Annotated in this window: 27 protein-coding genes; 10 read left to right on the forward strand and 17 right to left on the reverse strand. The window is 70.4% G+C overall.

Annotated features, from left to right (window positions below; all coding sequences use genetic code 11):
• Positions 1–31 precede the first annotated feature (31 nt).
• From AB0K82_RS32630 to AB0K82_RS32645, 4 genes are all read right to left on the reverse strand, one after another.
• Positions 32–448, reverse strand: a complete 417-nt coding sequence (locus AB0K82_RS32630) for a roadblock/LC7 domain-containing protein (protein ID WP_364404455.1) — start codon at positions 446–448, stop codon at positions 32–34.
• The gene (locus AB0K82_RS32635; protein WP_364404457.1) at positions 445–1,854 is read right to left on the reverse strand and encodes an ATP-binding protein; all 1,410 of its coding nucleotides are present in this window, start codon (positions 1,852–1,854) and stop codon (positions 445–447) included. Before AB0K82_RS32635 ends, AB0K82_RS32630 begins: the two co-directional genes overlap by 4 nt.
• Before the next feature lie 199 nt (positions 1,855–2,053).
• The gene (locus AB0K82_RS32640) at positions 2,054–3,337 is read right to left on the reverse strand and encodes an adenylosuccinate synthase (RefSeq protein ID WP_364404459.1); all 1,284 of its coding nucleotides are present in this window, start codon (positions 3,335–3,337) and stop codon (positions 2,054–2,056) included.
• Between the two features lie 113 nt (positions 3,338–3,450).
• Positions 3,451–3,864 (reverse strand): DUF3151 domain-containing protein, encoded by a 414-nt coding sequence (locus AB0K82_RS32645; protein WP_364404461.1) that lies wholly within the window; start codon positions 3,862–3,864, stop codon positions 3,451–3,453.
• A gap of 86 nt (positions 3,865–3,950) precedes the next feature.
• Here AB0K82_RS32645 and AB0K82_RS32650 point away from each other — a divergent pair, with 86 nt between their 5' ends.
• Positions 3,951–4,790 (forward strand): aldo/keto reductase, encoded by an 840-nt coding sequence (locus AB0K82_RS32650; RefSeq protein WP_364404463.1) that lies wholly within the window; start codon positions 3,951–3,953, stop codon positions 4,788–4,790.
• Here the strand turns inward: AB0K82_RS32650 and AB0K82_RS32655 are convergent.
• The 5 genes from AB0K82_RS32655 to fbaA all read right to left on the reverse strand — a co-directional run bounded on the left by AB0K82_RS32655 (position 4,787) and on the right by fbaA (position 9,266).
• A complete protein-coding gene (locus AB0K82_RS32655; protein ID WP_364404465.1) occupies positions 4,787–5,323 on the reverse strand; it encodes a GNAT family N-acetyltransferase in 537 nt (178 codons plus the stop codon). The genes AB0K82_RS32650 and AB0K82_RS32655 overlap by 4 nt on opposite strands.
• A 95-nt stretch (positions 5,324–5,418) precedes the next feature.
• On the reverse strand, positions 5,419–5,934 hold the full coding sequence (locus AB0K82_RS32660; protein ID WP_364404467.1) for a DUF4232 domain-containing protein: 516 nt from the start codon (positions 5,932–5,934) through the stop codon (positions 5,419–5,421).
• 109 nt (positions 5,935–6,043) lie between these two features.
• Positions 6,044–6,535, reverse strand: coding sequence for a helix-turn-helix domain-containing protein (locus tag AB0K82_RS32665; protein ID WP_364404469.1), 492 nt, complete (start codon positions 6,533–6,535; stop codon positions 6,044–6,046).
• A 123-nt stretch (positions 6,536–6,658) separates the two neighbouring features.
• Positions 6,659–8,062 carry a glutamate decarboxylase gene (locus AB0K82_RS32670; RefSeq protein ID WP_364404471.1) on the reverse strand — a complete coding sequence of 468 codons (1,404 nt, stop codon included), beginning with the start codon at positions 8,060–8,062 and terminating at the stop codon, positions 6,659–6,661.
• A gap of 181 nt (positions 8,063–8,243) precedes the next feature.
• On the reverse strand, positions 8,244–9,266 hold the full coding sequence (fbaA, locus tag AB0K82_RS32675) for a class II fructose-bisphosphate aldolase (protein ID WP_364404473.1): 1,023 nt from the start codon (positions 9,264–9,266) through the stop codon (positions 8,244–8,246).
• A 101-nt stretch (positions 9,267–9,367) separates the two neighbouring features.
• Between fbaA and AB0K82_RS32680 the strand changes: the two genes are divergently transcribed.
• Positions 9,368–10,057: a DedA family protein gene (locus AB0K82_RS32680; protein ID WP_364404475.1), complete on the forward strand. Its 690-nt coding sequence runs from the start codon at positions 9,368–9,370 to the stop codon at positions 10,055–10,057.
• Positions 10,058–10,109: 52 nt separating this feature from the next.
• Positions 10,110–10,556, forward strand: coding sequence for a hypothetical protein (locus AB0K82_RS32685; protein WP_364404477.1), 447 nt, complete (start codon positions 10,110–10,112; stop codon positions 10,554–10,556).
• Positions 10,557–10,623: 67 nt separating this feature from the next.
• Here AB0K82_RS32685 and pyrE read toward each other — a convergent pair whose 3' ends face one another.
• Together pyrE and AB0K82_RS32695 are read right to left on the reverse strand one after the other, a co-directional pair.
• Entirely contained in the window at positions 10,624–11,163 is a 540-nt protein-coding gene (pyrE, locus tag AB0K82_RS32690) for an orotate phosphoribosyltransferase (protein ID WP_364404479.1), read from the reverse strand.
• Between the two features lie 50 nt (positions 11,164–11,213).
• On the reverse strand, positions 11,214–12,410 hold the full coding sequence (locus AB0K82_RS32695; protein WP_364404481.1) for an RNA-guided endonuclease TnpB family protein: 1,197 nt from the start codon (positions 12,408–12,410) through the stop codon (positions 11,214–11,216).
• 143 nt (positions 12,411–12,553) lie between these two features.
• Between AB0K82_RS32695 and AB0K82_RS32700 the strand changes: the two genes are divergently transcribed.
• The 3 genes from AB0K82_RS32700 to AB0K82_RS32710 all read left to right on the forward strand — a co-directional run bounded on the left by AB0K82_RS32700 (position 12,554) and on the right by AB0K82_RS32710 (position 15,486).
• On the forward strand, positions 12,554–13,201 hold the full coding sequence (locus AB0K82_RS32700) for a hypothetical protein (protein ID WP_364404483.1): 648 nt from the start codon (positions 12,554–12,556) through the stop codon (positions 13,199–13,201).
• A 440-nt stretch (positions 13,202–13,641) separates the two neighbouring features.
• Positions 13,642–14,805: an NYN domain-containing protein gene (locus tag AB0K82_RS32705; RefSeq protein WP_364404485.1), complete on the forward strand. Its 1,164-nt coding sequence runs from the start codon at positions 13,642–13,644 to the stop codon at positions 14,803–14,805.
• Between the two features lie 114 nt (positions 14,806–14,919).
• Entirely contained in the window at positions 14,920–15,486 is a 567-nt protein-coding gene (locus AB0K82_RS32710) for a tetratricopeptide repeat protein (RefSeq protein WP_364404487.1), read from the forward strand.
• Between the two features lie 18 nt (positions 15,487–15,504).
• On the opposite strand, the gene AB0K82_RS32715 is transcribed toward AB0K82_RS32710, so the two are convergent.
• Positions 15,505–17,076 carry an alkaline phosphatase D family protein gene (locus AB0K82_RS32715; RefSeq protein WP_364404489.1) on the reverse strand — a complete coding sequence of 524 codons (1,572 nt, stop codon included), beginning with the start codon at positions 17,074–17,076 and terminating at the stop codon, positions 15,505–15,507.
• 153 nt (positions 17,077–17,229) lie between these two features.
• Here AB0K82_RS32715 and AB0K82_RS32720 point away from each other — a divergent pair, with 153 nt between their 5' ends.
• From AB0K82_RS32720 to AB0K82_RS32730, 3 genes are all read left to right on the forward strand, one after another.
• Positions 17,230–18,345, forward strand: coding sequence for an esterase-like activity of phytase family protein (locus AB0K82_RS32720; protein WP_364404491.1), 1,116 nt, complete (start codon positions 17,230–17,232; stop codon positions 18,343–18,345).
• Positions 18,346–18,548: 203 nt separating this feature from the next.
• Entirely contained in the window at positions 18,549–18,995 is a 447-nt protein-coding gene (locus AB0K82_RS32725) for a hypothetical protein (RefSeq protein ID WP_364404493.1), read from the forward strand.
• A gap of 126 nt (positions 18,996–19,121) precedes the next feature.
• Complete coding sequence (locus AB0K82_RS32730) at positions 19,122–20,165, forward strand: YafY family protein (RefSeq protein ID WP_364404495.1); 1,044 nt, start codon at positions 19,122–19,124, stop codon at positions 20,163–20,165.
• 67 nt (positions 20,166–20,232) lie between these two features.
• On the opposite strand, the gene AB0K82_RS32735 is transcribed toward AB0K82_RS32730, so the two are convergent.
• From AB0K82_RS32735 to AB0K82_RS32745, 3 genes are all read right to left on the reverse strand, one after another.
• Positions 20,233–20,577: an RloB family protein gene (locus AB0K82_RS32735; RefSeq protein WP_364404558.1), complete on the reverse strand. Its 345-nt coding sequence runs from the start codon at positions 20,575–20,577 to the stop codon at positions 20,233–20,235.
• Positions 20,578–20,724: 147 nt separating this feature from the next.
• Complete coding sequence (locus tag AB0K82_RS32740) at positions 20,725–21,948, reverse strand: MFS transporter (protein WP_364404496.1); 1,224 nt, start codon at positions 21,946–21,948, stop codon at positions 20,725–20,727.
• A complete protein-coding gene (locus tag AB0K82_RS32745; protein WP_364404498.1) occupies positions 21,948–22,523 on the reverse strand; it encodes a helix-turn-helix domain-containing protein in 576 nt (191 codons plus the stop codon). Before AB0K82_RS32745 ends, AB0K82_RS32740 begins: the two co-directional genes overlap by 1 nt.
• 469 nt (positions 22,524–22,992) lie before the next feature.
• Here AB0K82_RS32745 and AB0K82_RS32750 point away from each other — a divergent pair, with 469 nt between their 5' ends.
• Positions 22,993–23,148, forward strand: coding sequence for a hypothetical protein (locus AB0K82_RS32750; RefSeq protein WP_364404500.1), 156 nt, complete (start codon positions 22,993–22,995; stop codon positions 23,146–23,148).
• A gap of 80 nt (positions 23,149–23,228) precedes the next feature.
• Here AB0K82_RS32750 and clpB read toward each other — a convergent pair whose 3' ends face one another.
• Positions 23,229–25,817, reverse strand: a complete 2,589-nt coding sequence (gene clpB, locus AB0K82_RS32755) for an ATP-dependent chaperone ClpB (protein WP_364404502.1) — start codon at positions 25,815–25,817, stop codon at positions 23,229–23,231.
• Positions 25,818–26,258 carry a helix-turn-helix transcriptional regulator gene (locus tag AB0K82_RS32760; RefSeq protein WP_364404504.1) on the reverse strand — a complete coding sequence of 147 codons (441 nt, stop codon included), beginning with the start codon at positions 26,256–26,258 and terminating at the stop codon, positions 25,818–25,820.
• Positions 26,259–26,262: the final 4 nt, after the last annotated feature.

Raw genomic sequence — 26,262 nt, forward strand, 5'->3', positions numbered from 1 at the left:
GCTGTGTTCTCGATTCGCTCGCTTCGCTCACTCATGCCGTGATGCCGCCCGGGGTCTGTCTCGGCGGAGCGGTCAGCTCCTTGCCCAGGCGCTGGACGAGTTCCTGCAGGCGGAAGGAGATCGCCTCCATGTCGACGCGTTCCGTCGTCGAGACCGCGAGGTACGCGCCGGGACCGGCGGCGACGAGGAAGACGTATCCGTTGTCGAACTCGGTCACGGTCTGCCGCCAGGGGGTGCGCGAGTCGCCGCAGAACTCCGCCGAGCTGCGCGCCAGCGACTGCAGCCCGGACATCCCGGCCGCGTGGCGTTCGGCGTCGTCACGGTTGATGCGCTCGGAGTAGGCCATCAGCAGGCCGTCCGCGGACAGCAGGATGGCGTGCCGGGTCTCCGGCATTTTCAGGGCGTCGTCGAGCATCCAGCCGAGCTTGTTGTTCGCGTCCTGCGTCATTCGGCGATATTCCCTTCGGACTCCGGAGAACCAGTGGCGCGGCCGGCTCGGGTGCCGCGCTGCCAGGCGCCCATCCCGGCGGCGACATCCCGCGGCGGGCGGATGGAGGGCGACGACTCGATCGACGGTGCGGGCCGCTCGCCCGTGTCGGTGACGCGCCGACGCTTCGGCAGGCCGTTCGCGGTGACCGGGCGCTCCTCTCGCGTGGACGAGACCGGGCTCGGCGTGGTCGGCCGGCTGGGAGCGGGCGGCGCGGGCGGCATCGGCGGCGCGGGCGGTGCGGGGGGTCGGCTCGGCATGGCGGGAAGGCTGGGCGCGGGCGGCGCGGTCGGGAGGCTGGGCGCGGTCGGCAGGCTCGGCGCGGGCTGCTCGGCGCGTACGGGCTGCGGCTCGCTTCGTGTCGGGGCCGGCTCGGTGTCGAGCTGGGTGAGCAGCTCGCTGGGGAGGAACAGGACGGCGCGCACCCCGCCGTACGGCGAGCTGCTGTCGACGGTCACCCGGAATCCGTACCGCGCGGCGAGTACGCCGACGACGGCGAAGCCGACCTGCGGCGGGTCGCCGAGCCGGTTGATGTCCACGGAGTCCCGCCCGGCCAGCATCCGCTCGGCCCGCTGGATCTCCTCCGCGTCCATGCCGACGCCCGCGTCGTCGATCACGACGGCGACGCCGTTGTGGGCCTGCCGGAAGTTGACCTCGACGGTGGTGTTCGGCTGGGAGTGGCGGGCGGCGTTGTCCAGGAGCTCGGCGACCGCCAGAACCACCGGCTCGACCACGCGGCTGACGACGGCGACGTTCGACTGCGGCTGGACCTCGATGCGAAGGTAGTCGCGGATGCGGGAGGTGGCTCCGCGTACGACGTCGACCAGTCCGGCAGCGGACCGCTGCTGGCCCGGCCACGACCCGCAGAGCACGGCGGTGGCCTGGGCGCGCCGGCCGAGCTGGGCGTTCATGTGGTCGACCTTCATGAGACCTTCGAGGACGTCGGGGTCGTCGTGACGTTCCTGCATGGTGGAGATGGCGAGCTGCTGCTCGTTGGCCAGGCTCTGCACGGCGCGCATCATGGCCTTCACCGTGACCTTGGCCGCCTGGTCGGCCCGCTCCTTCGCGCGCTCGGCGTATTCCGAGAATGTCGCCAGGATCGCCCGAATGCCCTGTTCGGCGCTGGTTCCGGCGAAACTCGCGTTGCGCGGGCCGGGAACCGCGACCGGCTTGCCGTAAAGGGACTCCACCAGCGCAGGGACGCGGACGGTGACCAGGTAGCGCAGTTCCTCGTTACGGATGCGGGCCGTCTCCTCCAGCATGTCGGCCCGCCGACGCTGCCGTGAGGCGATCTGCCGCTCCCGTACGAGCAGCACCACGGCGACCAGTAGCCCGGCCGTGAGGCACACGAAGGCGACCGCCGTCATGTATCGCTCCTCAGATCCTCGATGCGGGAAGGGGGAAACGCGAGCGCGCCACATTTGGGGCAGTACTCATATAAGTCGCAAAGACTACAGCCCGTGATCTTGGTGTACCAGGGCATCACGAAAAAAGACCAGCCCGAAGATGGACTGGTCGCGCACGACTTGACGGCCCTGCGAGCGACAGGGCCGTCAAGTCGGCAGGTCAGACGAGGGAGCGCAGTTGAAGTGTCTGATCGCGGCCGGGTCCGACACCGATGGCGCTGATCTGGGCGCCCGACATCTCCTCCAGCGCCCGGACGTAGTCCTGCGCCTTCTTAGGCAGGTCGTCGAACGTCTTGCAGTCGGAGATGTCCTCCTGCCAGCCGTCCAGCTCCTCGTAGATCGGCTTGGCGTGGTGGAACCCGGTCTGCGTCATCGGGAGCTCGTCACAGCGCTCGCCGTCGATGTCGTACGCCACGCAGACCGGGATCTTCTCCAGGCCCGACAGCACGTCGAGCTTGGTGAGGAAGTAGTCGGTCACGCCGTTGACGCGCGTGGCGTACCGGGCGATCACCGCGTCGAACCAGCCGCAGCGGCGGTTCCGGCCCGTCGTCACGCCGTACTCGCCGCCGGTCGTGCGCAGCCAGTCGCCCGTCTCATCGAGCAGCTCGGTGGGGAACGGCCCGGAGCCGACGCGGGTGGTGTACGCCTTCAGGATGCCGATGACCTTGGTGATGCGGGTCGGGCCGACGCCCGAGCCCGCGCACGCCCCGCCCGAGGTCGGGCTGGAGGACGTGACGAAGGGGTATGTGCCGTGGTCGACGTCGAGGAGCGTGCCCTGGGCGCCCTCGAGCAGGACCAGCTTGCCCTCCTCGAGCGCCTTGTTCACGACGAGCGCGGTGTCGGCGATGTGCGGGCGCAGCCGCTCGCCGTACGCGACGTACTCCTCGATGATCGGGTCGATCTCGATGGCACGCCGGTTGTAGACCTTGGCGAGGATCTGGTTCTTGTCGCGCAGCGCGAGGTCGAGCTTCTGCCGCAGGATGCCGGGGTCGAGCAGATCCTGCACCCGGATGCCCATGCGGGCGATCTTGTCGCCGTACGCCGGGCCGATGCCGCGGCCGGTGGTACCGATCCGCGCCTTGCCGAGGTACCGCTCGCTCACCTTGTCGAGGGCCTTGTGGTGCGGCATGATCAAATGCGCGTTGGCCGAGATCAACAGCCGGTCGCAGCTCACCCCGCGCGCCTGTAGGCCGTCGATCTCCTCCAGCAGCACTCCCGGGTCGATGACCACGCCGTTCCCGATCACGGGTACGACGTCCGGGGAGAGCACCCCTGACGGAAGCAGATGCAGGGCGTAGGACTGGTCGCCGATGACGACGGTGTGCCCCGCGTTGTTGCCGCCCTGGTATCGGACGACATAGTCGACGTCGCCGCCGAGAATATCGGTGGCCTTGCCCTTGCCTTCGTCACCCCACTGGGCGCCGACGAGCACGATGGCCGGCATAGGAGCTCTCTCCCCTGGCATCGACGAAGCCCCTGGCGCAAGCAGCAGCGACAGGGGCTCTTGCGATCAGAGGGTACCCGCCGGATGACCGCGAGGAAAACGGTAGGAGCCGGTCAGGTGGCCAGAACCGCTGCCGCCGTTGGGCTGGAGTCCCGCAGGAACGTCCGGCAGCGCTCGGCCTCGTCCTCCTCGCCGATCGCCGCGGCGGCCCGGCCGAGGGCGTGCAGGGCGCGCAGGAACCCGCGGTTCGCCGCGTGCTCCCAGGGGATCGGGCCCTGGCCCTTCCATCCCGCGCGGCGGAGCATGTCGAGTCCGCGGTGGTAGCCGGTGCGCGCGTAGGCGTACGACTCGATCACGTCGCCCTTCCCGAAGGCGCGGTCGGCGAGTTCGGCCCAGGCGGCCGGGTACGCCGGGAAGCGGGCGGCGACCTCGAAGGGGTCGACGCCGGCCTCCAGGGACTGTCGGGCTTCGTCGATGTCCGGCAGCTCGGTCGGGGCCGGCCCGCCGAGAAGGTTCTGGTGCTCCATGGAGTCATCCTGCCCTTTTCGACGGCGTTCTCCTATTCCAGCGGTCGGGAAACTTCGTCGATATTGCCGCTGGGTACGGTTGCGGCATGACCGAAACCACGTTCGCCATCGGTGGAGACCTGACCGTAAATCGTCTGGCGTACGGCGCCATGCGGATCACCGGACCCGGCGTCTGGGGTCCTCCGGCCGATCGTGACGAGGCGCTCCGGGTCCTGCGGCGCGCCGTCGAACTCGGCGTGGACCTCATCGACACCGCCGACTCGTACGGCCCGTACGTCTCCGAGGAACTGATCCACGAGGCGCTGCACCCGTACGACGGAGTGAAGATCGCCACGAAGGCCGGTCTGGTCCGGACGGGGCCGAACGAGTGGCATCCGGTCGGCCGGCCGAAGTACCTCCGCCAGGAGGTGATGATGAGCCTGCGCCGGCTCGGCCTGGAGCGGATCGACCTGTTCCAGTTGCACCGCATCGACCCGGAGGTGCCGCTCGCCGACCAGCTCGGCGAGCTGCGCGACCTGCGCGAGGAGGGCAAGATCCGGCACATCGGGCTGTCCGAGGTCAGCGTCGAGGAGATCGAGCGGGCCCGCGAGATCGTTCCGATCGTCACCGTGCAGAACCTCTACAACCTGACCAACCGCCAGTCCGAGGACGTCCTGGACTACTGCGAGCGGGAGGGCATCGGGTTCATCCCGTGGTTCCCGCTGGCCGTGGGCGAGCTCGCCAAGCCGGGGAGCAGTCTCGACCACATCGCCAAGGAGCTGAACGCCACCCCGTCGCAGGTCGCGCTGGCCTGGCTGCTCCGGCGCTCACCGGTGATGCTGCCGATCCCCGGCACCGGCTCGGTGGCGCACCTCGAGGAGAACATGGGCGCCGCGAACATCGACCTGACCGACGAGCAGTTCGCCGCGCTGTCCGAACCGTCCTAAAGCGGGATCCGGTAGATCAGGCCGCCTTCCTCGCCGCGGGCGGCGACGGCGTGCGGCCACACGTTGCCGATCGCCGCCCGCGCGGCGTGGTTCTCCACGAGGACGTCGGCGCGCAACTCGGCGATCCCGCGGGCCCGCGCGAGCCCGGTCAGGTCGGTGACCAGCCGCCGGGCGACGCCCCGGCGCTGCCAGGGGTCCGCGACCAGGACCGCGAGGTCCGCGAGCCCGGGCAGCGTCGCGTCGCGCGCGTACTCGGCGATCCCCACGACCTCGGTGTCCGCCACGGCGACGAGCGCGGCGCGGTCCCAGTGGTCCACCTGGCTCAGCGCCTCCGCGTAGAAGGACGGGAGCCGCGGCGTTCCGGTGAAGAACCGGAGGTACAGGCTGCGCGCCGAGAGCCGTATCCCGAGCACGTCCTCCCGGTCGTCGGCCTCGTACGGCCGCACGCCGACCGCCGGTACGGCCCCGTCGACCACCGGTGCCGCCTTGTCGACCAGCGGCGGGGACGCGGGGCGGGCAATCAGTCTCGTCACGAAACTCATTGGATCACCTGTAGGTTTCGTGAAGCAACCCTAGGTCCCGGGAAAAGGGCCGGAGGCGAGACGCGGCCTCCGGCCCTCGCGGTGCGTCAGTGGTGGAGGTGGCCGATGTCGAGCACGGCGCCCTTCGCGGCCGTCGTGCCGATGGTGGTGTGCCACGGGGACGCGGTGTTCCCGCCGTGCGCCGGGAGGCCGAACCACAGCGAGTCCGGGGTGATCGGCTTGTCCGACACGACCGTCCAGTGCAGGTCGAGGTGGCCCGTCTTGCCGCGCTTGAGCACGATCGACTCCTTGGAGGAGGCCGCCGCACGGTGGACCGTCGTGCGGATGCTCCGGGCGCCGCCCTCCGGGCCGCTCTTCAGGAAGGTGACGTGGGTCAGGCCGTTGCGCAGGACGCAGGTCTTACCGTGGTTCTTGAAGTTCAGCGTGGCGTACCGCTGCCCCGCTCCGGCGTCGACCCGGCCGAGCGAAACGCTGAGGTTCGCGGCCTTGCACGCGGGCGTGGTGGCGGCGACGGCGGGCATGGCCGCCGCGATCGAACCGCCCGCGACGACGGCGCCCGCGACGACTGCGGTCTTGATCCGGCGACGGGTGTTGTCTCGCATCGATGCTCCCCGAGATTCGGCGGGCGCCGTTGAGGGTGCCCGCAACAATGTGTCAGGGAGTGAGATGACGGCCGAACCGGGATCGTTCGCCGATCTCCGGAAAAAATGATCAAGAAGTGGCGTCTTGGGTCTGCTGGACGATCCGGTCCGTCGGGCGCGCGCCCGGACCGGGGCGCGGCTCGACATCGGTGGGGCCCATGGCGGCCCCGCACTCCGAGCACGTCAGGGCGGGCGTCAGCCGGCCGGTGCAGCCGCGGTGGGCGAGGACGACCGGAGAGCCGTCCTCGGCGTAGTGCTGGTCGCCCCACAGCAGAAGGGACATCATCGCCGGCCACAGCCCCACGCCCTTGCGGGTCAGCCGGTACTCGTAGCGGTCGGGCCGCTCCTGGTAGCGGTGGCGCCGGAGAATGCCCTCGTCGCACAGGCGGCCCAGGCGGTCCGTCAGGACGTTGCGCGCCACGCCGAGGTCCGCCTGGAAGTCGTCGAAGCGGCGGACGCCCTCGAAGGCGTCACGGATGATCAGCAGGGTCCAGCGCTCGCCGACGATCTCCAACGCCCGGGCGATCGAGCAGTTCTGGTCGTCATATGTGCGGTAGAGCACGTTCCCAGCGTAGGCCGCCGGGTTTCGTCAAGCAACGCGGGGACGACCGCGACCGTCAGCCGTCCCCGCCCCGCGTACCCGATCTCGGTGCCGTGCGAGGGCAGGTGCTCGCAGCGGGCACCGTCAGTGGTGGAAGCTCGGGGCGTCCTCGGGGCCGAACATCGGCCCCGACTGTCGACGCAGCCACGGCAACAGGTTCTGCAGGTCCTCCACCAGACGGTCGGCCAAGTCGAAGGAGAACCCGTTGCGGCACACGATCCGCAGCACCGCGAGGTCCTGGCGGTTCGCCGGGAAGGTGTACGCCGGCACCAGCCAGCCCGACTCCCGGAGCCGTCGTGACACGTCGAAGACGTCGAACTCGGTCACGTCGTCGGTCGTGGTGAAGGCGAACACCGGAAGCTGGTCACCGCGCGTCAGGAGCCGGAAGCAGCCCATCGCCTCGATCCGCTCGGCCAGATACGTCGCCACGTCCCGGCCGGCCTGCTGGACGGCGCGGAAGCCCTCGTGACCGAGCCGCAGGAAGTTGTAGTACTGCGCGATGACCTGCGAACCGGGCCGGGAGAAGTTCAGCGCGAACGTCGGCATGTCGCCGCCCAGGTAGTTGACGCGCTCCACCAGTTCCTCGGGCAGCGCCTCCTGGTCCCGCCACAGCGCCCAGCCGACGCCCGGGTACACGAGCCCGTACTTGTGACCGGAGGTGTTGATGGAGGCGACGCGTGGGAGCCGGAAGTCCCACACCAGGTCCGGGTCCAGGAACGGGGCGATCATTCCGCCGGACGCGCCGTCCACGTGGACGGGCACCTTCCAGCCCGTACGCTCCTCCAGCGCGTCGAGCGCGGCGCAGATCTCGGCCACCGGTTCGTAGCTGCCGTCCATCGTCGAGCCCAGGACGGCGACGACACCGATCGTGTTCTCGTCGCACAGCTCCACGGCCTGTTCGGCCTCGAGGTGGAACCGGTCGCCCTCCATCGGAACCAGGCGCGCCTCCACCTCCCAGAAGTTGCAGAACTTCTCCCAGCACACCTGGACGTTGGCGCCCATGACCAGGTTCGGCCGGGCGCCCGAGGCGTACCGCTCGGCGTTGCGGCGCATCCAGCGGCGCTTGAGCGCCATGCCGGCCAGCATGCACGCCTCGCTGGATCCGGTGGTGGAGCAGCCGACGGCGGCGTCGGGGACGGGCGCGTTCCACAGGTCGGCGAGGATCGCGACGCAGCGCCGCTCCAGCTCGGCCGTCCGGGGATATTCGTCCTTGTCGATGATGTTCTTGTCGGTGCTCTCGGCGATGAGGGCGGCCGCCTCCGGCTCCATCCACGTGGTCACGAACGTGGCGAGGTTCAGGCGTGAATTGCCGTCCAGCATCAGCTCGTCGTGGATGAGTTGGTACGCGGTCGCCGGTGGCATCGGGCCGTCCGGCAGCCGATGGCGCGGAAGGACCGCCTCAAGACCGGAGACGGGGTTCGCCTGGCCGATCAGAGGGTTCACCTGCACCGGCCGTCGCCTGCCCCCGTCACCCTGGTGCAACGTCACGCGTTCACTCCCCTCGACGGAATTCTTGGGGGAGGGAGTCTTGCAGGCGGCGGATTAGCGCCGAGTATGCGTCGCCGCCGAACACCGGAGTGAGGCTCTTCGGCGTTCAGCGGCGGGCGGGTGACCGGCCGCCGGGCGATCCCTCGACCGCCGGCCGTCCCCGCCCGCCGCTCAGGGGCCCTTACTTGATCTTGGTGCCCTGGGACAGAAGGTGCTCGCACGCCTCGACGATGCGCGCGGCCATGCCCGCCTCGGCGGCCTTGCCGTACGCGCGCGGGTCGTAGGCCTTCTTGTTGCCGACCTCGCCGTCGACCTTCAGGACGCCGTCGTAGTTCTTGAACATGTGGTCGGCGACCGGCCGCGTGAAGGCGTACTGCGTGTCGGTGTCGATGTTCATCTTCACCACGCCGTACGACACCGCCTCCCGGATCTCCTCCAGCGTGGAGCCGGAGCCGCCGTGGAAGACCAGGTCGAACGGCTTCTCCTTGCCGTACTGCTCGCCGACGACCTCCTGGATCTCCTTCAGGACCTCCGGCCGCAGCTTGACGTGACCCGGCTTGTAGACGCCGTGCACGTTGCCGAACGTCGCGGCGAGGAGGTAGCGGCCCTTCTCACCGAGACCCACGGCCTCGACCGTGGCCAGGGCGTCGCCCGGCGTGGTGTAGAGCTTCTCGTTGATCTCCCCGACGACGCCGTCCTCCTCGCCGCCGACGACGCCGATCTCCATCTCCATGATCACGCGGGCCTTCGCGCACTCCTCGATGAGCTCGGCCGCGATCTGGAGGTTCTCCTCGAGCGGAACGGCCGAGCCGTCCCACATGTGCGACTGGAACAGCGGCTCCTCGCCGCGGGCCACCCGCTCCTGGGAGATCTTGATCAGCGGCTTCATGAAGCCGTCGAGCTTGTTCTTCGGGCAGTGGTCGGTGTGCAGCGCGATCTGCACGGGGTACTTCTCGGCGACCACGCGGGCGTACTCCGCGAGCGCCGTGGCGCCCGTCACCATGTCCTTCACGGTGGCGCCGGAGAGGAACTCCGCGCCGCCGGTCGAGACCTGGATGATCCCGTCGCTCTCCGCCTCCGCGAATCCGCGCAGCGCGGCGTTCAGCGTCTGGCTCGAGGTGACGTTGATCGCGGGGTAGGCGAAGCCCTGACGCTTTGCCCGATCGAGCATCTCCGCGTATACCTCAGGGGTTGCGATGGGCATGGCTCTTCCTTCCTTGGGCATGGCTCCCGGCCGGCTCGACTCCAGTATCCCGAAATCCGCGTGCGGCCCGGACATGGCACGCCTACCGGTACGCTCAGGCCGTGGCACTCGCCGTGAACATCCTGGATCCCAAGTCCCTCATCGCGACGTTCGGACTTGTCGGCATCCTCGCCGTAATCTTCGCCGAGACCGGCCTGCTCATCGGGTTCTTCCTGCCCGGTGACACGCTGCTCGTCACCGCGGGCGTCTTCACCACGACGGCCGCCGCCCACCACGCCGGCATCTCGCCGCTGCCGCTCCCGGTGCTCCTGATCGGCGCGCCGATCTGTGCGATCGCCGGCGCCCAGGTCGGGCACTTCCTCGGCGCGAAGTACGGCCGGAAACTCTTCGACCGGCCCGACTCACGGTTGTTCCGGCAGGACCACGTCGAGAAGGCCGAGCACTACTTCAACAAGTTCGGCCCGGCCAAGGCGGTCGTGCTGGCCCGCTTCGCCCCGGTCGTGCGCACCTTCCTCAACCCGCTCGCCGGGATGCTGGAGATGTCCGCGAGCCGGTTCTTCGTCTTCAACGTGATCGGCGGAGTCGTCTGGACCGAGACGATCATCCTGCTCGGCCGGTTCCTCGGCGACCGGGTCAAGGGGATCGACAAGTACATCCTCCCCGTCGTCGCCGTCGCCGTGCTCCTGTCGGTCATTCCGGTGATCCGCGAGATCATCAGAGGGCCGAAGAAGACCGGGCAGAGCGGTGACGGCCGAAAGACGGCGATGCCATCTGGCCGTCACCGTCGCTGACGGTCCCGGTTATCGCTAACCTCCCCCTGTGGGACGTCACCGATCAGACCCCATGGGTCTCGCACGCATAGCCATCGCGGTCCTCGCCGTCAGCTTGGCGCTGGGCCTCGTGATCGTCGGTGGCGTGTCGCTCTGGGGGGCGCTCACCAAGGACGCGTCCAAGACGGCGTCCACCGCGCCCGATCCGTCGTCCAGCGCCGCGGCGCCCAGCGACACGGCGAAGTCCAAACGGAGCGCGCCGAGTGCCCAGTCAGGCAACGAGATCGACGTCCAGTGCCTGGCCGCCCAGTGCCAGATCTACGTCGCCGGGCCCAGCGCCACCGACCCCATCTGGCAGGGCGCGCTCGTCCACGGTGAGCGCAAGAACTACACCGGCACCCGGCTGCTCCTGAAGGTCGACGACGCGAGTACGGTCAGCGTCGTCGTGAACGGGCGGCAGCAGGCCAGGGGTCGGCACGGCCAGCAGCGCACCTACTACGCGCCGGCCAGGCAGCGGTAAGGACGCGGGCCGACCGCCCCGGTGGCACGGTCCAGCCGAGGCCGGCGGCCCCTGCTCGGCCGGGCCCTCAGCCGAGCCCGAGGTCGTCCAGGGTGAACACCGAGCGGTACGGCAGGCCCGACTCGGCGATGCGCGGACCCGCGCCGCGCTCGACGATGGTGGCCACGCCGACGACCTCGGCGCCGGCCTCGCGCAGCGCCTCCACCGCGGTCAGCACCGAGCCGCCGGTCGTGGAGGTGTCCTCGACGGCGAGCACCCGCCGCCCGGCGACATCGGGCCCTTCGACGCGCCGCTGCAGCCCGTGCGCCTTGCCCGCCTTGCGGACGACGAACGCGTCCAGGTGCCGGCCGCGCGCGGCGGCGGCGTGCAGCATCGCGGTGGCGACCGGATCGGCGCCGAGCGTCAGGCCGCCGACGGCCTCGTAGTCGAGGTCCTCGGTGAGGTCGAGCATCGCCCGCCCGACGAGCGGCGCGGCGTGCCCGTCGAGGGTCACGCGACGCAGGTCGACGTAGAAGTCGGCCTCCTGGCCGGACGACAGGACCACCCTGCCGTGGACCACTGCCTTGCTCTTGATCTCGGCCAGGAGATCGTCACGATCCTCTACCATAAAGCGAAACTCTACTCTTGGCTTCCTCCCCCTCATGAACGAGGGGATTCCTACGGCTCGCACCGTGGGTTTTCCTGCTTCAGCGCCGACGGCCTGGACGGAGTACTCCGCCCGGGTCTTACACCGGCTCCACAGGCCGACACCGCCAGCCCGGCGGCCAAGATGTTTCTGGCTGCGTTGACGTCCCGGTCATGGACCGCACCGCAGCCGCACGTCCAGGATCGGACGTTGAGGGGCATCGTTTCGGTCAAAGTGCCGCAGACCGAGCACAGTTTGGACGAGGGGAACCATCGGTCGACCGCGATAACTTCGCGGCCGTACCAGGCGGCTTTGTACTCCAGCATCCTCCGGAACTGGCTCCATGCGGCATCGGAGATGGCACGGGCAAGCTTGTGGTTCTTCAGCAGATTCCGGACGGTCAAATCCTCGATCACGACCACTTGGTTTTCGCGGACGAGTCGGGTGGTGAGCTTGTGCAGAGTGTCACGGCGCCGGTCGGCGATTCGGGCGTGGACGCGCGCGACCTTGCGTCGGGCCTTGGCCCGGTTGGCGCCATCTCCTTCGGCCTTGCGGGACAGCTCCCGCTGAGCGCGGGCTAGCCTGGCCCGATCCCGGCGCTCATGCCGCGGATTAGTGATCTTTTCCCCAGTGGAAAGGGTCAAAAGATGGTCCAGCCCGGCATCAACGCCGATGGCGGTGCCGTGGCTCGGCAGTGGCGTGATGCCGGGGTCCTCGCACAGCAGGGAGACGAACCAGCGCCCGGCCGAATCTTGGGAGATCGTTACGGTCGAGGGCTTTGCGTTCGTGGGCAGAGGTCGGGACCAGACGATGTTCAACGGCTCGGCCATCTTAGCGAGGGTTAGTTTTCCGTCGCGGAACCGGAACGCGCTGGTGGTGTATTCGGCGGACTTTCGGGACTTCTTCCGGCTTTTGAAGTGCGGGTGTCTCGCCCGTTTGGCGAAAAAGTTGGTGAATGCTGCTTGCAGGTGCCGCAGCGCCTGCTGGAGAGGAACTGCGGCCACCTCGTTGAGGTAGGCGAGCTCCTCGGTTTTCTTCCATGCCGTCAGCATCGCCGAGGTGGCGTTGTAGTTGATGCGTTCTTGGTGCAGGGTCCAGGCCTGAGTGCGGGCCTGCAGTGCCAGGTTGTAGACCTTCCGGACGCATCCGAACGTGCGCGACAGCTCCGCTGCCTGCGCGGCGGTCGGATAGAAGCGGTACTTGAAAGCCCGCTTGGCGCCAGTGGTCATGGCTCACAAATTAACACGTCATTTTGTGGCCGGGGGTCGTGGATGCTGAATTGCCTTGGCGACTATTCGGCTATCCTTGTCTTGCTCCGCAAAGGTCCGATTCCTCCCCGCCCTGAAGGGCGGGGCTCCCCCGGAGAATCCACATGACACCCGGCACCCTCGTCCTGCTGCACAGCCCGCTGACCACCGCGTCCGCCTGGGGCGCCCTGCCGGAGGCCCTCGGTTCGTACGACGTCGTGGTGCCGGAGATCATCGACGACGACCGGCCGCCGTACGCGGGCCGCTACGTCGCCCGCGCGGCGCTGGAGATCACCAGGGCGGGCGTGCGGCCGCCCGTCGTCCTGGTCGGGCACGGCGGGGCGGGCCCGCTGCTGCCGCCGGTCGGCGCGGCGCAGCGCGCGGCGCATCGCCTCGTCGGCGGGTACGTCTTCGTCGACGCGGAGCTTCCGCCGCCGGCGGGGTCGAGCCGCCTGGACCAGGCGGGGGCGTTCGGACCGGAGTTCGCGGAGGCGCTGAAGGGCGGCGGGCGGTTCCCCGACGAGGAGCCGCAGGCCGGGGTGACCGCTCGCCGCCGCGACGACGGGTTCTTCGCCGAGCCGCTGCCGATGCCGCAGGACTGGCCCGACGCGCCGTGCGGTTACCTGCGCACGTCCGACGCGTACGAGAGGCAGGCCGCGCAGGCGAGGATGCGCGGCTGGACGGTCGCCGTGAGCCCCGGCGGGCACTTCGCCGCCGTCACCGATCCCCGGGCGACGGCGCGTGCCCTCACCGAGTTGATCGCCTCCCTCTGAGCCCGCGCCGGGAAGCCGGCCGGGCCCGGATCGGGGATCCCCGACACGCGGAACGCGCGAGCCGGAAGGGCCTGTCCGCAAGGGGGGATCACTGTGTCCACCGGGGCAGGGACGCGAGATGTTCTCCCTGAATTTAGCGGGTGGTACCGTCGCCCATCGGGCATCCGGCCCCGGTGGTCTTCCCAAGTCAGCCGTGTCGCGGCGCTCCCCGTCATACAGTGGCGAGCGACCGAGTCAACGCTGACACGCGGGAGGAGTGCGGCCGCCCGGGTTCGGAAAGCCACATATCCCCCATAATCTCGAGGAGCGGCCAATCACCGGATCGGCCCACGCCGACGACGGACTTCACTACCCTGTGGTGCCCGAGGTCGCTCGCCGGCTCGAAAGCCCACCCGTGGGTCACTGATAAGGGTCTCGTGCCGAGAAAGGGGCGGTGTCGCGTGGATCGCTGTGCGCTGTTCGTAGATGCCGGCTATCTGCTGGCGGACGGCGCGATGGCGGTGCACGGAACCCGCCGTCGTGAGTCCGTGTCGTGGGACTTCGCCGGGCTGCTGCAACTTCTCGGCAACCTCGCCCGAGAGCGCACCGGGCTGCCGCTGCTGCGCTGCTACTGGTACGAGGCGACGGTCGAGGGCCGCCGCACGCCGGAGCACGACGCGCTGGCCGACCTGCCGGGCATCAAGCTCCGGCTCTCCCGGATCCGCCCGGGCCGCCGCGAGGGCGTCGACACCGAGATCCACCGTGACCTGATGACGCTCGCCCGCAACGGCGGGGTCGCCGACGCCGTCATCGTCAGCGGCGACGAGGACCTCGCCCAAGTGATCGCCGACGCGCAGGACCTCGGCGTGCGGGTCACCGTCGTGCACGTGGCCGTCGACGGCAACTGGACGATCTCCCGGGTGCTCCGGCAGGAGTGCGACGACCTCATCGAGATCGCCGCCGGTCACCTCCGGCCGTACGTCAACCTGCTGGCCGGGGTGGACACCTCGTCCGCGCCGCTGGCCAACGGCCAGTCCAACGGCTCGGGCGGCGCGCTGGCCCCGCTCCGGCCGTCCCCGCAGCACGGCGCCGCGCCGCCGAGCACGCCGATCACCGCGCCGCCGTCCCTCGGCCCCTCCGCGGGCAGCAGCACCTCGTCGAGTCTCGGCCGCCACTCCGGTGACGTTCAGCCGAGCACGCCCACGCCGCCGCTCCGCTCGGTGCCCACTCACTCGGCGCCGACGCCTTCCGCGCCGACGGTCGGCTCGTCGCCGACGGCCGGCGGCAACACCAGTGGCCCCCTGTACCCGCAGCAGCCGGTGGGCCCCTACACCGGGCCGCAGCAGATCACGCCGACGCCGGTCCAGCAGTCCGCCCCGACCCTGGCCGACGCCGTGAAGGCGGCGCACAAGGAGGGGCAGGAGTTCGGCGAGTCGGTGGCCCGCGACGCGCCCGCCCTGTGGCTGGAGGCGGTGCTGGCCCGCAAGCCGCGGATGCCCTCGGATCTGGAGGCGCGACTGCTGCAGGGCTCGTCCCTGCCGATCGACTTCCTGCTGCACGACGAGGTACGCCACGCGCTGCGACGCGGATTCTGGGACGCGCTGGAACGCTCGCGGCGCAACTGAGCGCGGTAACGTCTGTACCGGCCGGGCCGGTCCGGCCCGGTTCTGGTCGGGGGATGATCCCAAATGACCAGATTCGCAGCAGGTAGGCCGGGTAGCGTCTAGAAGGTGACGCATGTGACCGAAGACGACCTCGATGACCTCGAGTTCGAGACTCTCCGCACCGGTGATCACGCCGCTGCGGCGACACGGTTCATCGAACTGGCCGATACGGCCTCAGGTGGCGTCTCCCGCGCCAGCCTGTTGCTGCGTGCCGGTGAACAGTGGCAGCACGCCGACGACCACGAGAAGGCCGCGGAGGCGTACCGCCGCGCGCTCGAGGACGGCGGGGAGACCTACGGCGACCCGCGCATCTACCTCGCCGGCGCGCTCTTCGAACTCGAACGCACCGACGAGGCCCGGGCCCTGATCGACCAGGTACGCGCCGACAACCCGAAGGACCCGGAGATCTTCCGCGCCGTCGCCGAGCTGCTGCACGAGCAGGGTGACCTGGTCGGCGCGCACGACTGGTCCACCGAGGGCGCCGACATCGCCCGGTCGACCGACCAGGACGCCCTCGAGGGACTGCTGCGGATCCGCTACCGCTGCCGGCTCGACCTCGGCCGCCCGGAGGACGAGTACGACGCGCTGCTCGACGACCTGCTGAAGAAGACCGACGAGGCGCCCGACGAGCAGTTCCGCTGACGCTCCGAACGCCCTGGTTCAGGTCAGCTCGGCGCGGCCGAGTTCGCGGAGCCGGTCCTCGGCGGCGGCGGAGTCCCAGCGCACCGTGGCCGTTCGCCCGTCGACGTGCACGGTCGCCAGCGCGTTGTCGAACCAGGGCCCGTCGGTGAGCCGCCACCGCAGCGGCGGCCGCCGCACTCCGGCGAGCCGCGCCAGCGCCCGTACGGGCAGGTCGCCGAGGCGCCGGGAGGCCGCGCGGTTGGCCATCCGGAACCGGCCGACGAGGGGATTGCGCAGCGGCGAGCACACGACCTGGGAGATCGGCGTGCGGGTGCCGCGCACCCGCGCGAGGTAGGAGAAGTGGACGTCGCCGGAGACGAGCGTGATGCTCGCGGGCGGGCGCGGCCCGTTCGCGACGTCGAGCAGGGTGTTCGCCACCGCGCGGAACGACGCCTGGAACGCCGCCCAGTGCTCCAGGTCCGCGCCCTGCCGGATCCGCTCTCCGAGGTTCGCCGCCCATCGGCCCCACGCGCCGCCCGCGACCGCCTCGTTCCACGACTCGATGTCGTGGACGGCCTTCGGCAGCAGGAAGGGCAGCGACGTCACGACGATGAGGTGGTCGACGTCCGCGCGCAGCCGCTCGTCCAGCCAGGCGAACTCCGCGTCGTCGAGCATGGCGCGTTCGCCGTCGCGCAGCACGCGCCCGCACCGGCTGTCCACCACCACGAGCCTGGTCCGTCCGTGGTCGTGGACGTAGCTCCACCGGACCCCCGCCGGCTCCCGGTCGGCGCGCTCGGCGAACTCGTCCACGACCGGGCCCGCGTCGCCGTCCGCCGCCAGCACCGCCTGGTAGACCGGGTCCGCGGCGCGCTCCGCCGGTGACAGGTTGCCGAGGTGCTGGTAGACCCAGTACGCCCCGAGCCCGCCGGTGATCCGCTTCGCCCACCAGTCCTGGGCGCGCATCTGCCGCCGCCACGTCTCAGAGGTGTTCCAGTCGTCGCGGATGTCGTGGTCATCAAAGATCATCGAGCTGGGCACCGTGGCCAGCAGCCACCGGACCAGGGGGTCCGCGCCCCAGGCGAGCCGGTACAGCTCCGCGTACTCCTCGAAGTCGGCGATCTCGGCGTACGGCGGCCGCTCGATGTCGCGACGGGCGGCGATGAACTCCCGGATCTCCGGCCCCGTCTCGTCGGCGTACACCTGGTCGCCGATCAGCAGCAGTTCGTCCGGCGGCTCCTCGCCCGCCAGCAGCCGGCGCGCGTACACCGACAGCATGTCGAAGCCGTGCGTCTCCACGGAGGCCGGCGCCACCCGGCACGACCCGACCGCGAACCGCCGCGCGCCGTCGTCCGTACGCGTGCGGATGCGGCCGGGCGCGGCCCCGTCCTCCGGCCACGCGTGTTCGCCGTCGAGGAGCACCTCGTACGGGGTGTCCGTGCCGGGCTCCAGCCCCTCGACGTCGACGAGCGCGTAGTGGTGCCCGTGGACGGTGAAGGTCCGCGCCGCGGCGCCCAGGACGCGGACCTCGCACGGCCGGTCGGTCTCCACCCACACCGTCGCGGTACGAGGGCCGACGTGGCGCAGCATGGGTCCGAGGACAAGTCGTGTCATGACTGTACGGACTATCGCGACTCGGCCGCCGCGTCCACCGGGGGCCGGGTCCCACGGAGGTCAGCGGCCGGTCGGACGCCGTTCATCCCGATGTGATCAACTATGCCGCGTAGTAGCACAGATGATCTTCTGTTATCCGAGGGAAATCTCTCCATGATGCAACGCGTCACCCGCCGAGCCGCTCGCCGTATCGCCACGGCCGTGGTCCCGGCCGCGGTCGTCGGAACCCTGGCGGTCCCCGGCTCCGCGTACGCCGTCACGTCGGCCCCCGCGGCCCGTACGGCCGCCACCTGCCCGCCCGCGGCCACGGCGGTCGGCTACAGCGACGCACTGAACAAGGCCACGTTCAACGGGATCGGGGTCGGCGGGCTGTCGGCCATCGCCTACGACCGGCGCACCCGCGGGTATGTGACCGTGGAGGACCACAGCGGCACCCAGGCCGCCCGGCTCTTCTTCTTCCGCGACACCGCCGCGCCCAAGGTCACCGACACCCTCGTGCTGACCAAGCCGGACGGCACCCCCTACGACGGGACCAACTTCGACGGTGAGGGCCTCGTCGTCCTCCCGAACGGGAACTTCTTGGTCAGCTCGGAGACCGAGCCGTCGATCCGCGTCTTCGACCGTAAGGGCAGGGAGCGCGCCTCGCTCGAGGTCCCGGCGCGCTTCCAGGTCGCCCCGGCCGGCGAGGCGACCGTCAACGCCACCCTCGAGGGCCTGAGCATGTCGCCGGACGGACGTTACGTCTACGCCGCGATGGAGGGCACGCTCAGCGGGGACGTGCCGGCCACCGGCGAGGGCGTCTGGCGGCGCGTCCTCGTGTACCGGGCGCACGGCGACGGTTACCGGCTCACCCGCCAGATCGGCTACCGGGTCGACCCCGGCAACCGGATCGCCGACGTCGCCGCGTACGGCGACGGGCGGCTCCTGGTCCTCGAGGCGGCCTGGGACGCGAACAAGGGCAACACCATCCAGCTGTACGCCGTGCGCGACGCGGACCGGGCCCCGGACGTGAGCAAGGTCGCCAACCTCTCCGCCGCGCCGTCCCGTGACGTCGTGCGCAAGGAGCTCGTCTCCGATCTGGTCCACTGCCCGACGCTGGGCGCCACCAGCCCCGAGCCGCAGACCAACCCCCTGCTCGACAACTACGAGGGACTCCAGGTCGACACCTCCGCCGGCCTCCGCCGGGCCCGGATCCACCTCATCAGCGACGACAACTTCTCCGCGACCCAGGTCACCCGGGTGCTGACCCTCACCGCCCGCCTCCCCTGACCCACCGCCGAGGTGCCGCCCACCCGGGCGGCGCCTCGGCCTCCCGGACGCCGGCCTGCGGTCGTGTCCGCAGAACGGGCACGAGCTTCTCGGCTTGCAGCCTCGAGCTTGTTCTGCGGCGCATTGCAATGCGGACCCCGAGAAATCGGAGATTCAGCTTCAGGTCCAGGGCGGCCCCGGGAGGCGAGCCATACGGTTCGTTCGTGATGAACGTTTGGGTCAAGTCTCAACGAGACGGGCTGGTCCGCGCCGCCGACATCATCCGGGTCCAGGGCGATGAGAAGTCCATTCAGCTATGGCACCGTGCCGCCGGCGATCCGACGCCGTCGTCCGTCACCGTCTGCGAGGTACCACGGCGGACACCCGAACTTCCCGGCGACTTCGCCGAACAGTTGACGCTCGTGATCGCGCAGTACGAGAAGGACTTCGCCCTGATCGAAGCCGTACAAGGGTCAGCCGGATGGGGCTGGATGATCAGGGACGCCTCCACCGTGCGCCCCCGGTACTACCCCACCTCGATTCCCTCCGGCGCCGGCGAGTCATACGGACCGGAGCAGGCGGCGGGGCCGGTCGAGACATCGACCTGGGGATCGGACCCGCTCGACCAGGAACGGCCGCCGAGCACCGGACCGGGTACCTGGCGGCCGTGAGCGGAACGGCCGGATCTCTTCGCTCATCAGGTCTCCTCGGTGTGCGGAGCCTGCGGCGGGGCGTCCGCCGTCGACACTGCCGACGCTAGACCGCGTGTAGGTCGGAACCTCTCCTAGACTCCCGCCGTGACCGCAGCTCGCCTCCTGACGTTGCTGTCCCTGCTGCAGACTCCGCGCGAGTGGCCGGGCAGCGAACTCGCCGAGCGCATGGGCGTCAGCCCGCGCACGGTCCGCCGCGACGTCGAGCGGCTGCGCGACCTCGGCTATCCGGTCGAGGCCACGATGGGCCCGGCGGGCGGCTACCGCCTCGTCGCGGGTACGGCCATGCCGCCGCTGCTCGTCGACGACGAGGAGGCGGTGGCCATCGCGGTCGCCCTGAGCACCGCCGCCGCGCATCCGGTCGGCGGCATGGCGGAGGCGTCACTGCGGGCCCTCACCAAACTGGAACAGGTGCTGCCATCGCGCCTCCGGCAGCGGGTGGGCGCCCTGGGCGCCGCCACCGTCGCGCTGCTGGGCGAGGCCGGTCCGAGCATCGACCCGGACGACCTCACGACCGTCGCCGTCGCCGCGGCGAGCCGCCGGCGGCTGCGGTTCGCCTATCGGTCCCGCGAAGAGGCCGAGGCCGGCGGTGCCGACAACGACCGCCTCGTCGAGCCGTACCGGCTGGTCGCCGCCGGACGCCGCTGGTACCTCGTCGCGTACGACCTTGGCCGCGACGACTGGCGGATCTTCCGCATGGACCGGGTCCGGCGACCGCGGCCGACGGGCGTGCCGAACACCCCGCGTCGGCCGCCCCAAGAGGACGCCGCCGCCTACGTCACCGGCAAGCTGTACTCGCTCGTCCCGACCTACCGGGCCCTGGTGACCCTCCACCTGCCGGCCGACGACGCTCCGGCAGGCCGGCTCGGTGAGATCGAACCGATCGACGCCCGGACCTGCCGCCTGCGCACCCACGCCGACACACTCGACTGGCTGGCGCTGCGGCTCGCCATGCTCGGCTGCGAGTTCACCGTGCACGAACCGCCGGAACTCATCGAACACCTGCGATCCCTCAGCGCCCGCGTCCTCCGCGCCACCGCCGTCCCGGCGACGGCTCGGGACACGCGCAGCTCAGAGCTCAACGACGGCGAACGTCCTCCACCACCTGCCAGACGCCCGTCGACGGGTTGAGAACATGTCCCTCCCCTGGCGGGTCGAGCGCCTTCCCCCATGAACAGGCGTCACTCACATAGGCGGCTTACTCCTTGAAATCCAAGCCCGCTTTGTCGTAATCCCGTGCGTGGCGGCGCAGCAGCGGAAGCAGCGAACCATATGACGGGCAGGCGGCCGTGTGCTGATCGAAGTGCAGCAGCAGCCACAGCTCGAAGCACGGATTGGAGACCGCCACGCCGATTCCCTGCCGTCTGGCGAGAGACACCGCGTCCTCGATGTCCTGAAACTCGTCGACGTCGAAGACACACCACACGTCATCGAAGTCGTCGGGAGCCTGGCGCTTCAGCTTGTACGCGTGCTTCACGACGGCGCTCGGAGAGCGGGGGTTGGTCTTGATGACCACTCGGACGGCGGGATTCCGTTCCGCGATCGTTAACCCCGGAAGTACTGCTTCTCGGTCTCTCGTCCGCCACCGACGGTGTCTCCGCTACCCCCACCGGCGGCCCCACTCCCGCCTGACCCACCCCGCCCGCGGCAGGCGGCTTCGATGGCGAGCCGGCCTGCGCAGCCGGCGACATCACGCCCGTTCCTGGCCGATTTCGACTGGGAGGTCCGTCGGGGCCGGTGCGGTCAGTCGGCGCGTGGGCCACAGACAGGCGGCGGCGGTGAGCATGCCCGCCGTGATGATCACCAGCAGCAGGCGGTAGTCCACCACGGACACCAGGGCGGCGCCGGCGGCGATGGAGATCGTCTGGGGCCCGCTGACCAGCGTTTCGGCCACTGTCGAGACCCGGCCGACCAGCGGTCCGGGCGTACGCCGCTGTATCACCGTCGTGAATCCGACGACCATCGTCGCCAGGCCCCAGCCGGTGATGACCATGCCGATGAGGATGATCGGCAGCGACGGGGCGGCCTTCAGGCCATCGCCCAGTCCGACCGCCGCCATGCCGATCGCGATCGCCGTCAGCTCGCCGACCCTCGCGATGAGTCGGGCGGCCCGCAATCCTCCGGCGATGGCGCCGATGCCCTGAGCGCAGGTGAGCACGCCGACGAACTCCGGCGGCCGGTGCAGGCCCTGGTCGATGACGGCGAAGATCGCCGACTCGGTGACGCCGATGAAGAGGAAACCGATGCCCATGGCGAGCGCCATGCGGCGTAGCGCCGTGTCCGTCCTGATGTGGGCCAGGCCCGCCGTCAGCTCCCGCAGCCAGTGCGGGCCCGAGCGTACGGGCGGCTCCTCGCGCAGCCGCATCCGGGCGATGACGGCCGCCGCGATCAGGAACGTGACGGCGTCGATCGCGGCGACGGCCGCGCCGCCTAACGTGGCGAACAGCGCCGCACCCGCGAGCGGGCCACCCAGCCGGAGGCCCTCCTTGACGGTCTGCAGCGTGCCGTTGGCGTCGGCCAGCAGGTCCTCGTCGAGCAGGTCCTTCAACAGGCCGCCCAGCGCGGCGGCGATCGTCACCGACGAGATGCCGTACAGCGCGGCGACCACGTAGATGATCCAGACGTCCGCGGCGTCGCGTACGGCGAACAGCGGGAGCAGCATCAGCGCCGAGGCGACGTTGGCGACGACGAGGAAGGGGCGGCGCCGGAAGCGATCGACCACCCACCCGCCGAGCGGAGCCAGGACGTACGGCACCGCCATGAAAAGGGTGACCAGTCCCGCCGCTCCGTTCGAGCCGGTGAGGCTCTTGACCCAGATGGCGTACACCAGCACCATCAGCGCGTCGCCGACCATGCTCGCGGCCAGGCCGGTGAAGAGCAGCCGGAAGGCCGGGATCCGCAGGACGGCACGCATCAGTCTTCGGCGTACGGTTCGGCGGGCACGGCCCAGGCGAAGATTCGGACACGGCGTGCCCCGGGGGGACGTTCGGCTGGATCCCGGCGTTCCCGGTGGCGGGTGACGATGCCGATGAGGGCCTCGTTGAGCTCTTTCAGCTCTTCCGGGGTGAGCCAGTCGATGTTCTGCACCCAGTTCGCGGCGTCCTGCCATTCGGGCGGGTCGGTGCGCCGCCACGCCAGCCAGTCGCGCAGCCCCGCGAACTCCTGCTCGACGTATTGCGCGCTGAGCGCGTCACTCGCGGCGGCCAACTCGCCGGACTCGTCACCGTCCCCCCACGACAACGCGCGCGGCACGGGTCGCCAAGGACGATGCCGGCCCTTCCCGCCGCCGGCCTCTTCGACGAAGCCGTACTTGGCGAGCTGGCGCAGATGCCAGGAGCAGTTGGCCGGGCTTTCGCCGACCATCTCGGCCAGCTCGGTGGCGGTCGCGGTGCCGCGTTCGTACAGGGCCTGGCACAGCCGCATGCGTACGGGGTGGGCGAGCGCCCGCAGCTCGCGCGCGTCGCGGAGCTTCCTCTCTGTCCCGTCCATGCGAGGGACAATACAGGTGAAAAGGAACTTTCGAAAGACTCTTTCGACGATCATGGGCTCCAGCCGCAGGGCGCTGCTGTGTCACCCACGTCGGAGGCCCTCTCCGCGTCGCCGTAGGCGAGAGGTCGAGTACCAAAAGCTCGGGTAAGGCGCCGTCGCGACGCCCAGATGCGGCTTTCGTTGGGTTTCAGGAGTCGATCCCCGAGCGTTCACCGAGCATTCGGTCCGGCCCCCTCGCGGGGCGGGTCGGCGGGGCGAACGGAGGCAGAAGGCGCCCCGCTCCGGCTCGGGGTCCGGTTCCGTTTCCGAGCATTCGGCTCACCGGAATCGGCAATGCACCGGACAGGCCGTACGACCGAGGGGCCCGGCTTGCGCGTGGGCCCCTCGGTGGTTGCGCCGGCCACGTCTACCCGGACGGTCCGGTAGGCGTGCCACAGGGGCATGCCGGGTTACTTCGAAGGAGATCACCATGTCGGGATACCTGGGCCCGCAGGCCGGTCGGCAGCAGCCGCAGCCGCAGCCGCAGCCGCAGCCGCAGCCGAAGCCGAAGCCGAAGCCGAAGCCGCGGACCGACCAGACGAAGACGCAGAGCCCGCCGCCGAAGGCCGCCGGCTCCGACGAGTAGTCGCGACGAGTAGTCCTTCAAACCGGCCGCTGAGTCGGTCGGTGTCGAGCGGCCCCCTGATGGGGGCCGCTCTTCTGCCGTCAGGCGACGGTGGCGGACGGCTTGACGGTGAGGGTGTCGGAGCCGAGGTCGGTGTCGACGATGACCTCGTCGCCGTCGCTGATCTCGCCGGACAGGAGCTCCTTGGCGAGCCGGTCGCCGATCGCGCTCTGCACGAGGCGACGGAGCGGGCGGGCGCCGTACGCCGGGTCGTAGCCGGTGAGGGCGAGCCACTCGCGGGCGGCGTCGGTGACGGTGAGCGTCAGGCGACGGTCGGCGAGGCGGCGGGCCAGCCGGTCGATCTGCAGGTCGACGATCTTCGTGAGCTCCTCGGTCGACAGGGCGTCGAAGACGATGACGTCGTCGAGCCGGTTGAGGAACTCGGGTTTGAAGCTCGCCCGCACGGTGTTCATGACGGCGTCACGCTTGGCTCCGTTGTCCAGGGCCGGGTCGACCAGGAACTGCGAGCCGAGGTTCGACGTCATGATCAGGATCGTGTTGCGGAAGTCCACCGTGCGGCCCTGGCCGTCGGTGAGCCGGCCGTCGTCGAGCACCTGGAGCAGGACGTCGAAGACCTCGGGGTGGGCCTTCTCCACCTCGTCCAGCAGCACGACGCAGTACGGCCGGCGGCGGACGGCCTCGGTGAGCTGGCCGCCCTCCTCGTACCCGATGTAGCCGGGAGGCGCGCCGACGAGGCGGGCGACCGAGTGCTTCTCGGCGTACTCGCTCATGTCGATGCGGACCATCGCCCGCTCGTCGTCGAACAGGAAGTCGGCGAGCGCCTTGGCCAGCTCGGTCTTGCCGACGCCGGTCGGGCCGAGGAACAGGAACGACCCGGTCGGCCGGTCGGGGTCGGAGACGCCCGCCCGCGCCCGGCGTACGGCGTCGGACACGGCGCGTACGGCGTCGGTCTGGCCGATGAGGCGGCGGCCGAGCTCGTCCTCCATGCGGAGCAGCTTGGCGGTCTCGCCTTCGAGGAGCCGGCCGACGGGGACGCCGGTCCAGGACGACACGACCTCGGCCACGTCGTCGGCGCCGACCTCCTCCTTGACCATCGTCTCGCGGGTCTCGGCGGCCTCGGACGCCTCGGCGAGCTGCTTCTCCAGCACGGGGATCTCGCCGTACATGAGACGGGCGGAGGTCTCCAGGTCGGCGTCGCGCTGGGCGCGTTCGGCCTGGCCGCGCAGATCGTCGATGCGCTTCTTCAGCTCACCGACCTTGTTGAGGCCGGCCTTCTCCCGCTCCCAGCGGCCGTTCAGGGCGTTCAGGCTCTCCTGCTTGTCGGCCAGCTCCGCGCGGAGGCGTTCGAGGCGGCGCTTGGACGCCTCGTCGGACTCCTTCTCGAGGGCCAGCTCCTCCATCTTGAGCCGGTCGACCGAGCGCTGCAGCTCGTCGATCTCGACGGGCCGCGAGTCGATCTCCATGCGGAGCCGGGAGGCGGCCTCGTCGACCAGGTCGATGGCCTTGTCCGGCAGGAAGCGCGCGGTGATGTACCGGTCGGACAGCGCGGCGGCGGACACGAGGGCGGCGTCGGAGATCTGCACCTGGTGGTGCGCCTCGTACCGGCCCTTGAGGCCGCGCAGGATCGCGATGGTGTCCTCGACCGTCGGCTCGCCGACGAGGACCTGCTGGAACCGACGCTCGAGGGCCGGGTCCTTCTCGATCCGCTCGCGGTACTCGTCGAGCGTGGTCGCGCCGATCATCCGCAGCTCACCGCGGGCCAGCATGGGCTTGAGCATGTTGCCCGCGTCCATGGCGCCCTCGGCCGCGCCCGCGCCGACGACGGTGTGCAGCTCGTCGATGAACGTGACGATCTGGCCGTCGCTCTGCTTGATCTCGTTCAGGACCGCCTTGAGGCGCTCCTCGAACTCGCCGCGGAACTTCGCGCCCGCGACCATCGCGCCCAGGTCGAGGGAGACCAGGCGCTTGTTCTTCAGGGTCTCCGGCACGTCGCCGGCGATGATCCGCTGGGCCAGGCCCTCGACGACCGCGGTCTTGCCGACGCCGGGCTCGCCGATCAGCACGGGGTTGTTCTTCGTACGGCGGGACAGCACCTGTACGACGCGGCGGATCTCGGTGTCGCGGCCGATGACCGGGTCGAGCCTCCCGTCGCGGGCCTGTGCCGTCAGATCGACGCCGTACTTCTCCAGCGCCTGGTAGGTCTCTTCGGGGTTCTCGCTGGTGACGCGCGCGTGGCCGCGGACCTTCTCGAACGCCTCCAGCAGGGCGTCGGGGGTCGCGCCGTTCTCCTTCAGGAGGGTGGCGACGGGGCCGCCGTCGGTGGCCAGGCCGACGAGGAGGTGCTCGGTGGAGACGTACTCGTCCTCGAGCCGCTTGGCGCGGTTGGCGGCGGTGTTGATCACCTTCAGCAGCGGCCGGGAGGTGTCCGGCGCGTTGACGGTCGACCCGGCGGCCTTCGGCAGCGCGGCGATCTGCTCCTCGGCGCGGCGCCGGACGGCCTGGGGGTCCGCGCCGACGGCCTCGAGCAGGGGCCCGGCGATGCCGTCGGACTGGCCGAGCAGCGCGACCAGCAGGTGCACCGGCTCGACCAGGGGGTGGCCCTCGGTCGAGGCCCGCCGGACCGCGACCGAGACGGCCTCTTGGCTTTTCTGGGTCAGCTTGTAATCCACTTACTCCTCCCCCCGTGATCGCCACAGCACCACGCTGGTCTGCCGGATCGGCACGAGGTCCGCTCCAGTGTCAGAACCGTGGCCACTCTTCAACTTGACGAGCCGGGCCGCGACGGCGCGCGTGGACTCCAGCTCGTTGGACAGCTCCTCGACCATCGCCCGGAGGCGTGCCACCTCGGTGCGGAGTGCGTCGGACTCACGCTGCAGGTCGAGGATGTGCTTGATGCCGGCGAGGTTGATGCCCTCTTCCTGGGAGAGCCGCTGGATCTCCCGGAGCATCACGATGTCCCGCATCGAGTAGCGGCGCCCGCGCCCGGCCGTACGACCGGGGGACACGAGGCCCAGCCGGTCGTACGTGCGGAGGGTCTGCGGGTGCAGCCCGGACAGCTGAGCCGCCACCGAGATGACGTAGACCGGACTGTCGTCGCCGAACGGATCCATGACC

Source organism: Actinoallomurus sp. NPDC052274 (assembly GCF_040679475.1).
In the GTDB taxonomy this organism is placed as follows: domain Bacteria; phylum Actinomycetota; class Actinomycetes; order Streptosporangiales; family Streptosporangiaceae; genus Actinoallomurus; species Actinoallomurus liliacearum.

Bases quoted from the DNA above. Each gene is read 5' to 3' on its own strand.
- AB0K82_RS32630 (WP_364404455.1), bottom strand. From the start codon at position 448: ATGACGCAGGACGCGAACAACAAGCTCGGCTGGATGCTCGACGACGCC.
- AB0K82_RS32635 (WP_364404457.1), bottom strand. From the start codon at position 1,854: ATGACGGCGGTCGCCTTCGTGTGCCTCACGGCCGGGCTACTGGTCGCC.
- AB0K82_RS32640 (WP_364404459.1), bottom strand. From the start codon at position 3,337: ATGCCGGCCATCGTGCTCGTCGGCGCCCAGTGGGGTGACGAAGGCAAG.
- AB0K82_RS32645 (WP_364404461.1), bottom strand. From the start codon at position 3,864: ATGGAGCACCAGAACCTTCTCGGCGGGCCGGCCCCGACCGAGCTGCCG.
- AB0K82_RS32650 (WP_364404463.1), top strand. From the start codon at position 3,951: ATGACCGAAACCACGTTCGCCATCGGTGGAGACCTGACCGTAAATCGT.
- AB0K82_RS32660 (WP_364404467.1), bottom strand. From the start codon at position 5,934: ATGCGAGACAACACCCGTCGCCGGATCAAGACCGCAGTCGTCGCGGGC.
- fbaA (WP_364404473.1), bottom strand. From the start codon at position 9,266: ATGCCCATCGCAACCCCTGAGGTATACGCGGAGATGCTCGATCGGGCA.
- AB0K82_RS32685 (WP_364404477.1), top strand. From the start codon at position 10,110: ATGGGTCTCGCACGCATAGCCATCGCGGTCCTCGCCGTCAGCTTGGCG.
- pyrE (WP_364404479.1), bottom strand. From the start codon at position 11,163: ATGGTAGAGGATCGTGACGATCTCCTGGCCGAGATCAAGAGCAAGGCA.
- AB0K82_RS32695 (WP_364404481.1), bottom strand. From the start codon at position 12,410: ATGACCACTGGCGCCAAGCGGGCTTTCAAGTACCGCTTCTATCCGACC.
- AB0K82_RS32700 (WP_364404483.1), top strand. From the start codon at position 12,554: ATGACACCCGGCACCCTCGTCCTGCTGCACAGCCCGCTGACCACCGCG.
- AB0K82_RS32715 (WP_364404489.1), bottom strand. From the start codon at position 17,076: ATGACACGACTTGTCCTCGGACCCATGCTGCGCCACGTCGGCCCTCGT.
- AB0K82_RS32720 (WP_364404491.1), top strand. From the start codon at position 17,230: ATGATGCAACGCGTCACCCGCCGAGCCGCTCGCCGTATCGCCACGGCC.
- AB0K82_RS32740 (WP_364404496.1), bottom strand. From the start codon at position 21,948: ATGCGTGCCGTCCTGCGGATCCCGGCCTTCCGGCTGCTCTTCACCGGC.
- AB0K82_RS32745 (WP_364404498.1), bottom strand. From the start codon at position 22,523: ATGGACGGGACAGAGAGGAAGCTCCGCGACGCGCGCGAGCTGCGGGCG.
- AB0K82_RS32750 (WP_364404500.1), top strand. From the start codon at position 22,993: ATGTCGGGATACCTGGGCCCGCAGGCCGGTCGGCAGCAGCCGCAGCCG.
- AB0K82_RS32760 (WP_364404504.1), bottom strand. From the start codon at position 26,258: ATGGATCCGTTCGGCGACGACAGTCCGGTCTACGTCATCTCGGTGGCG.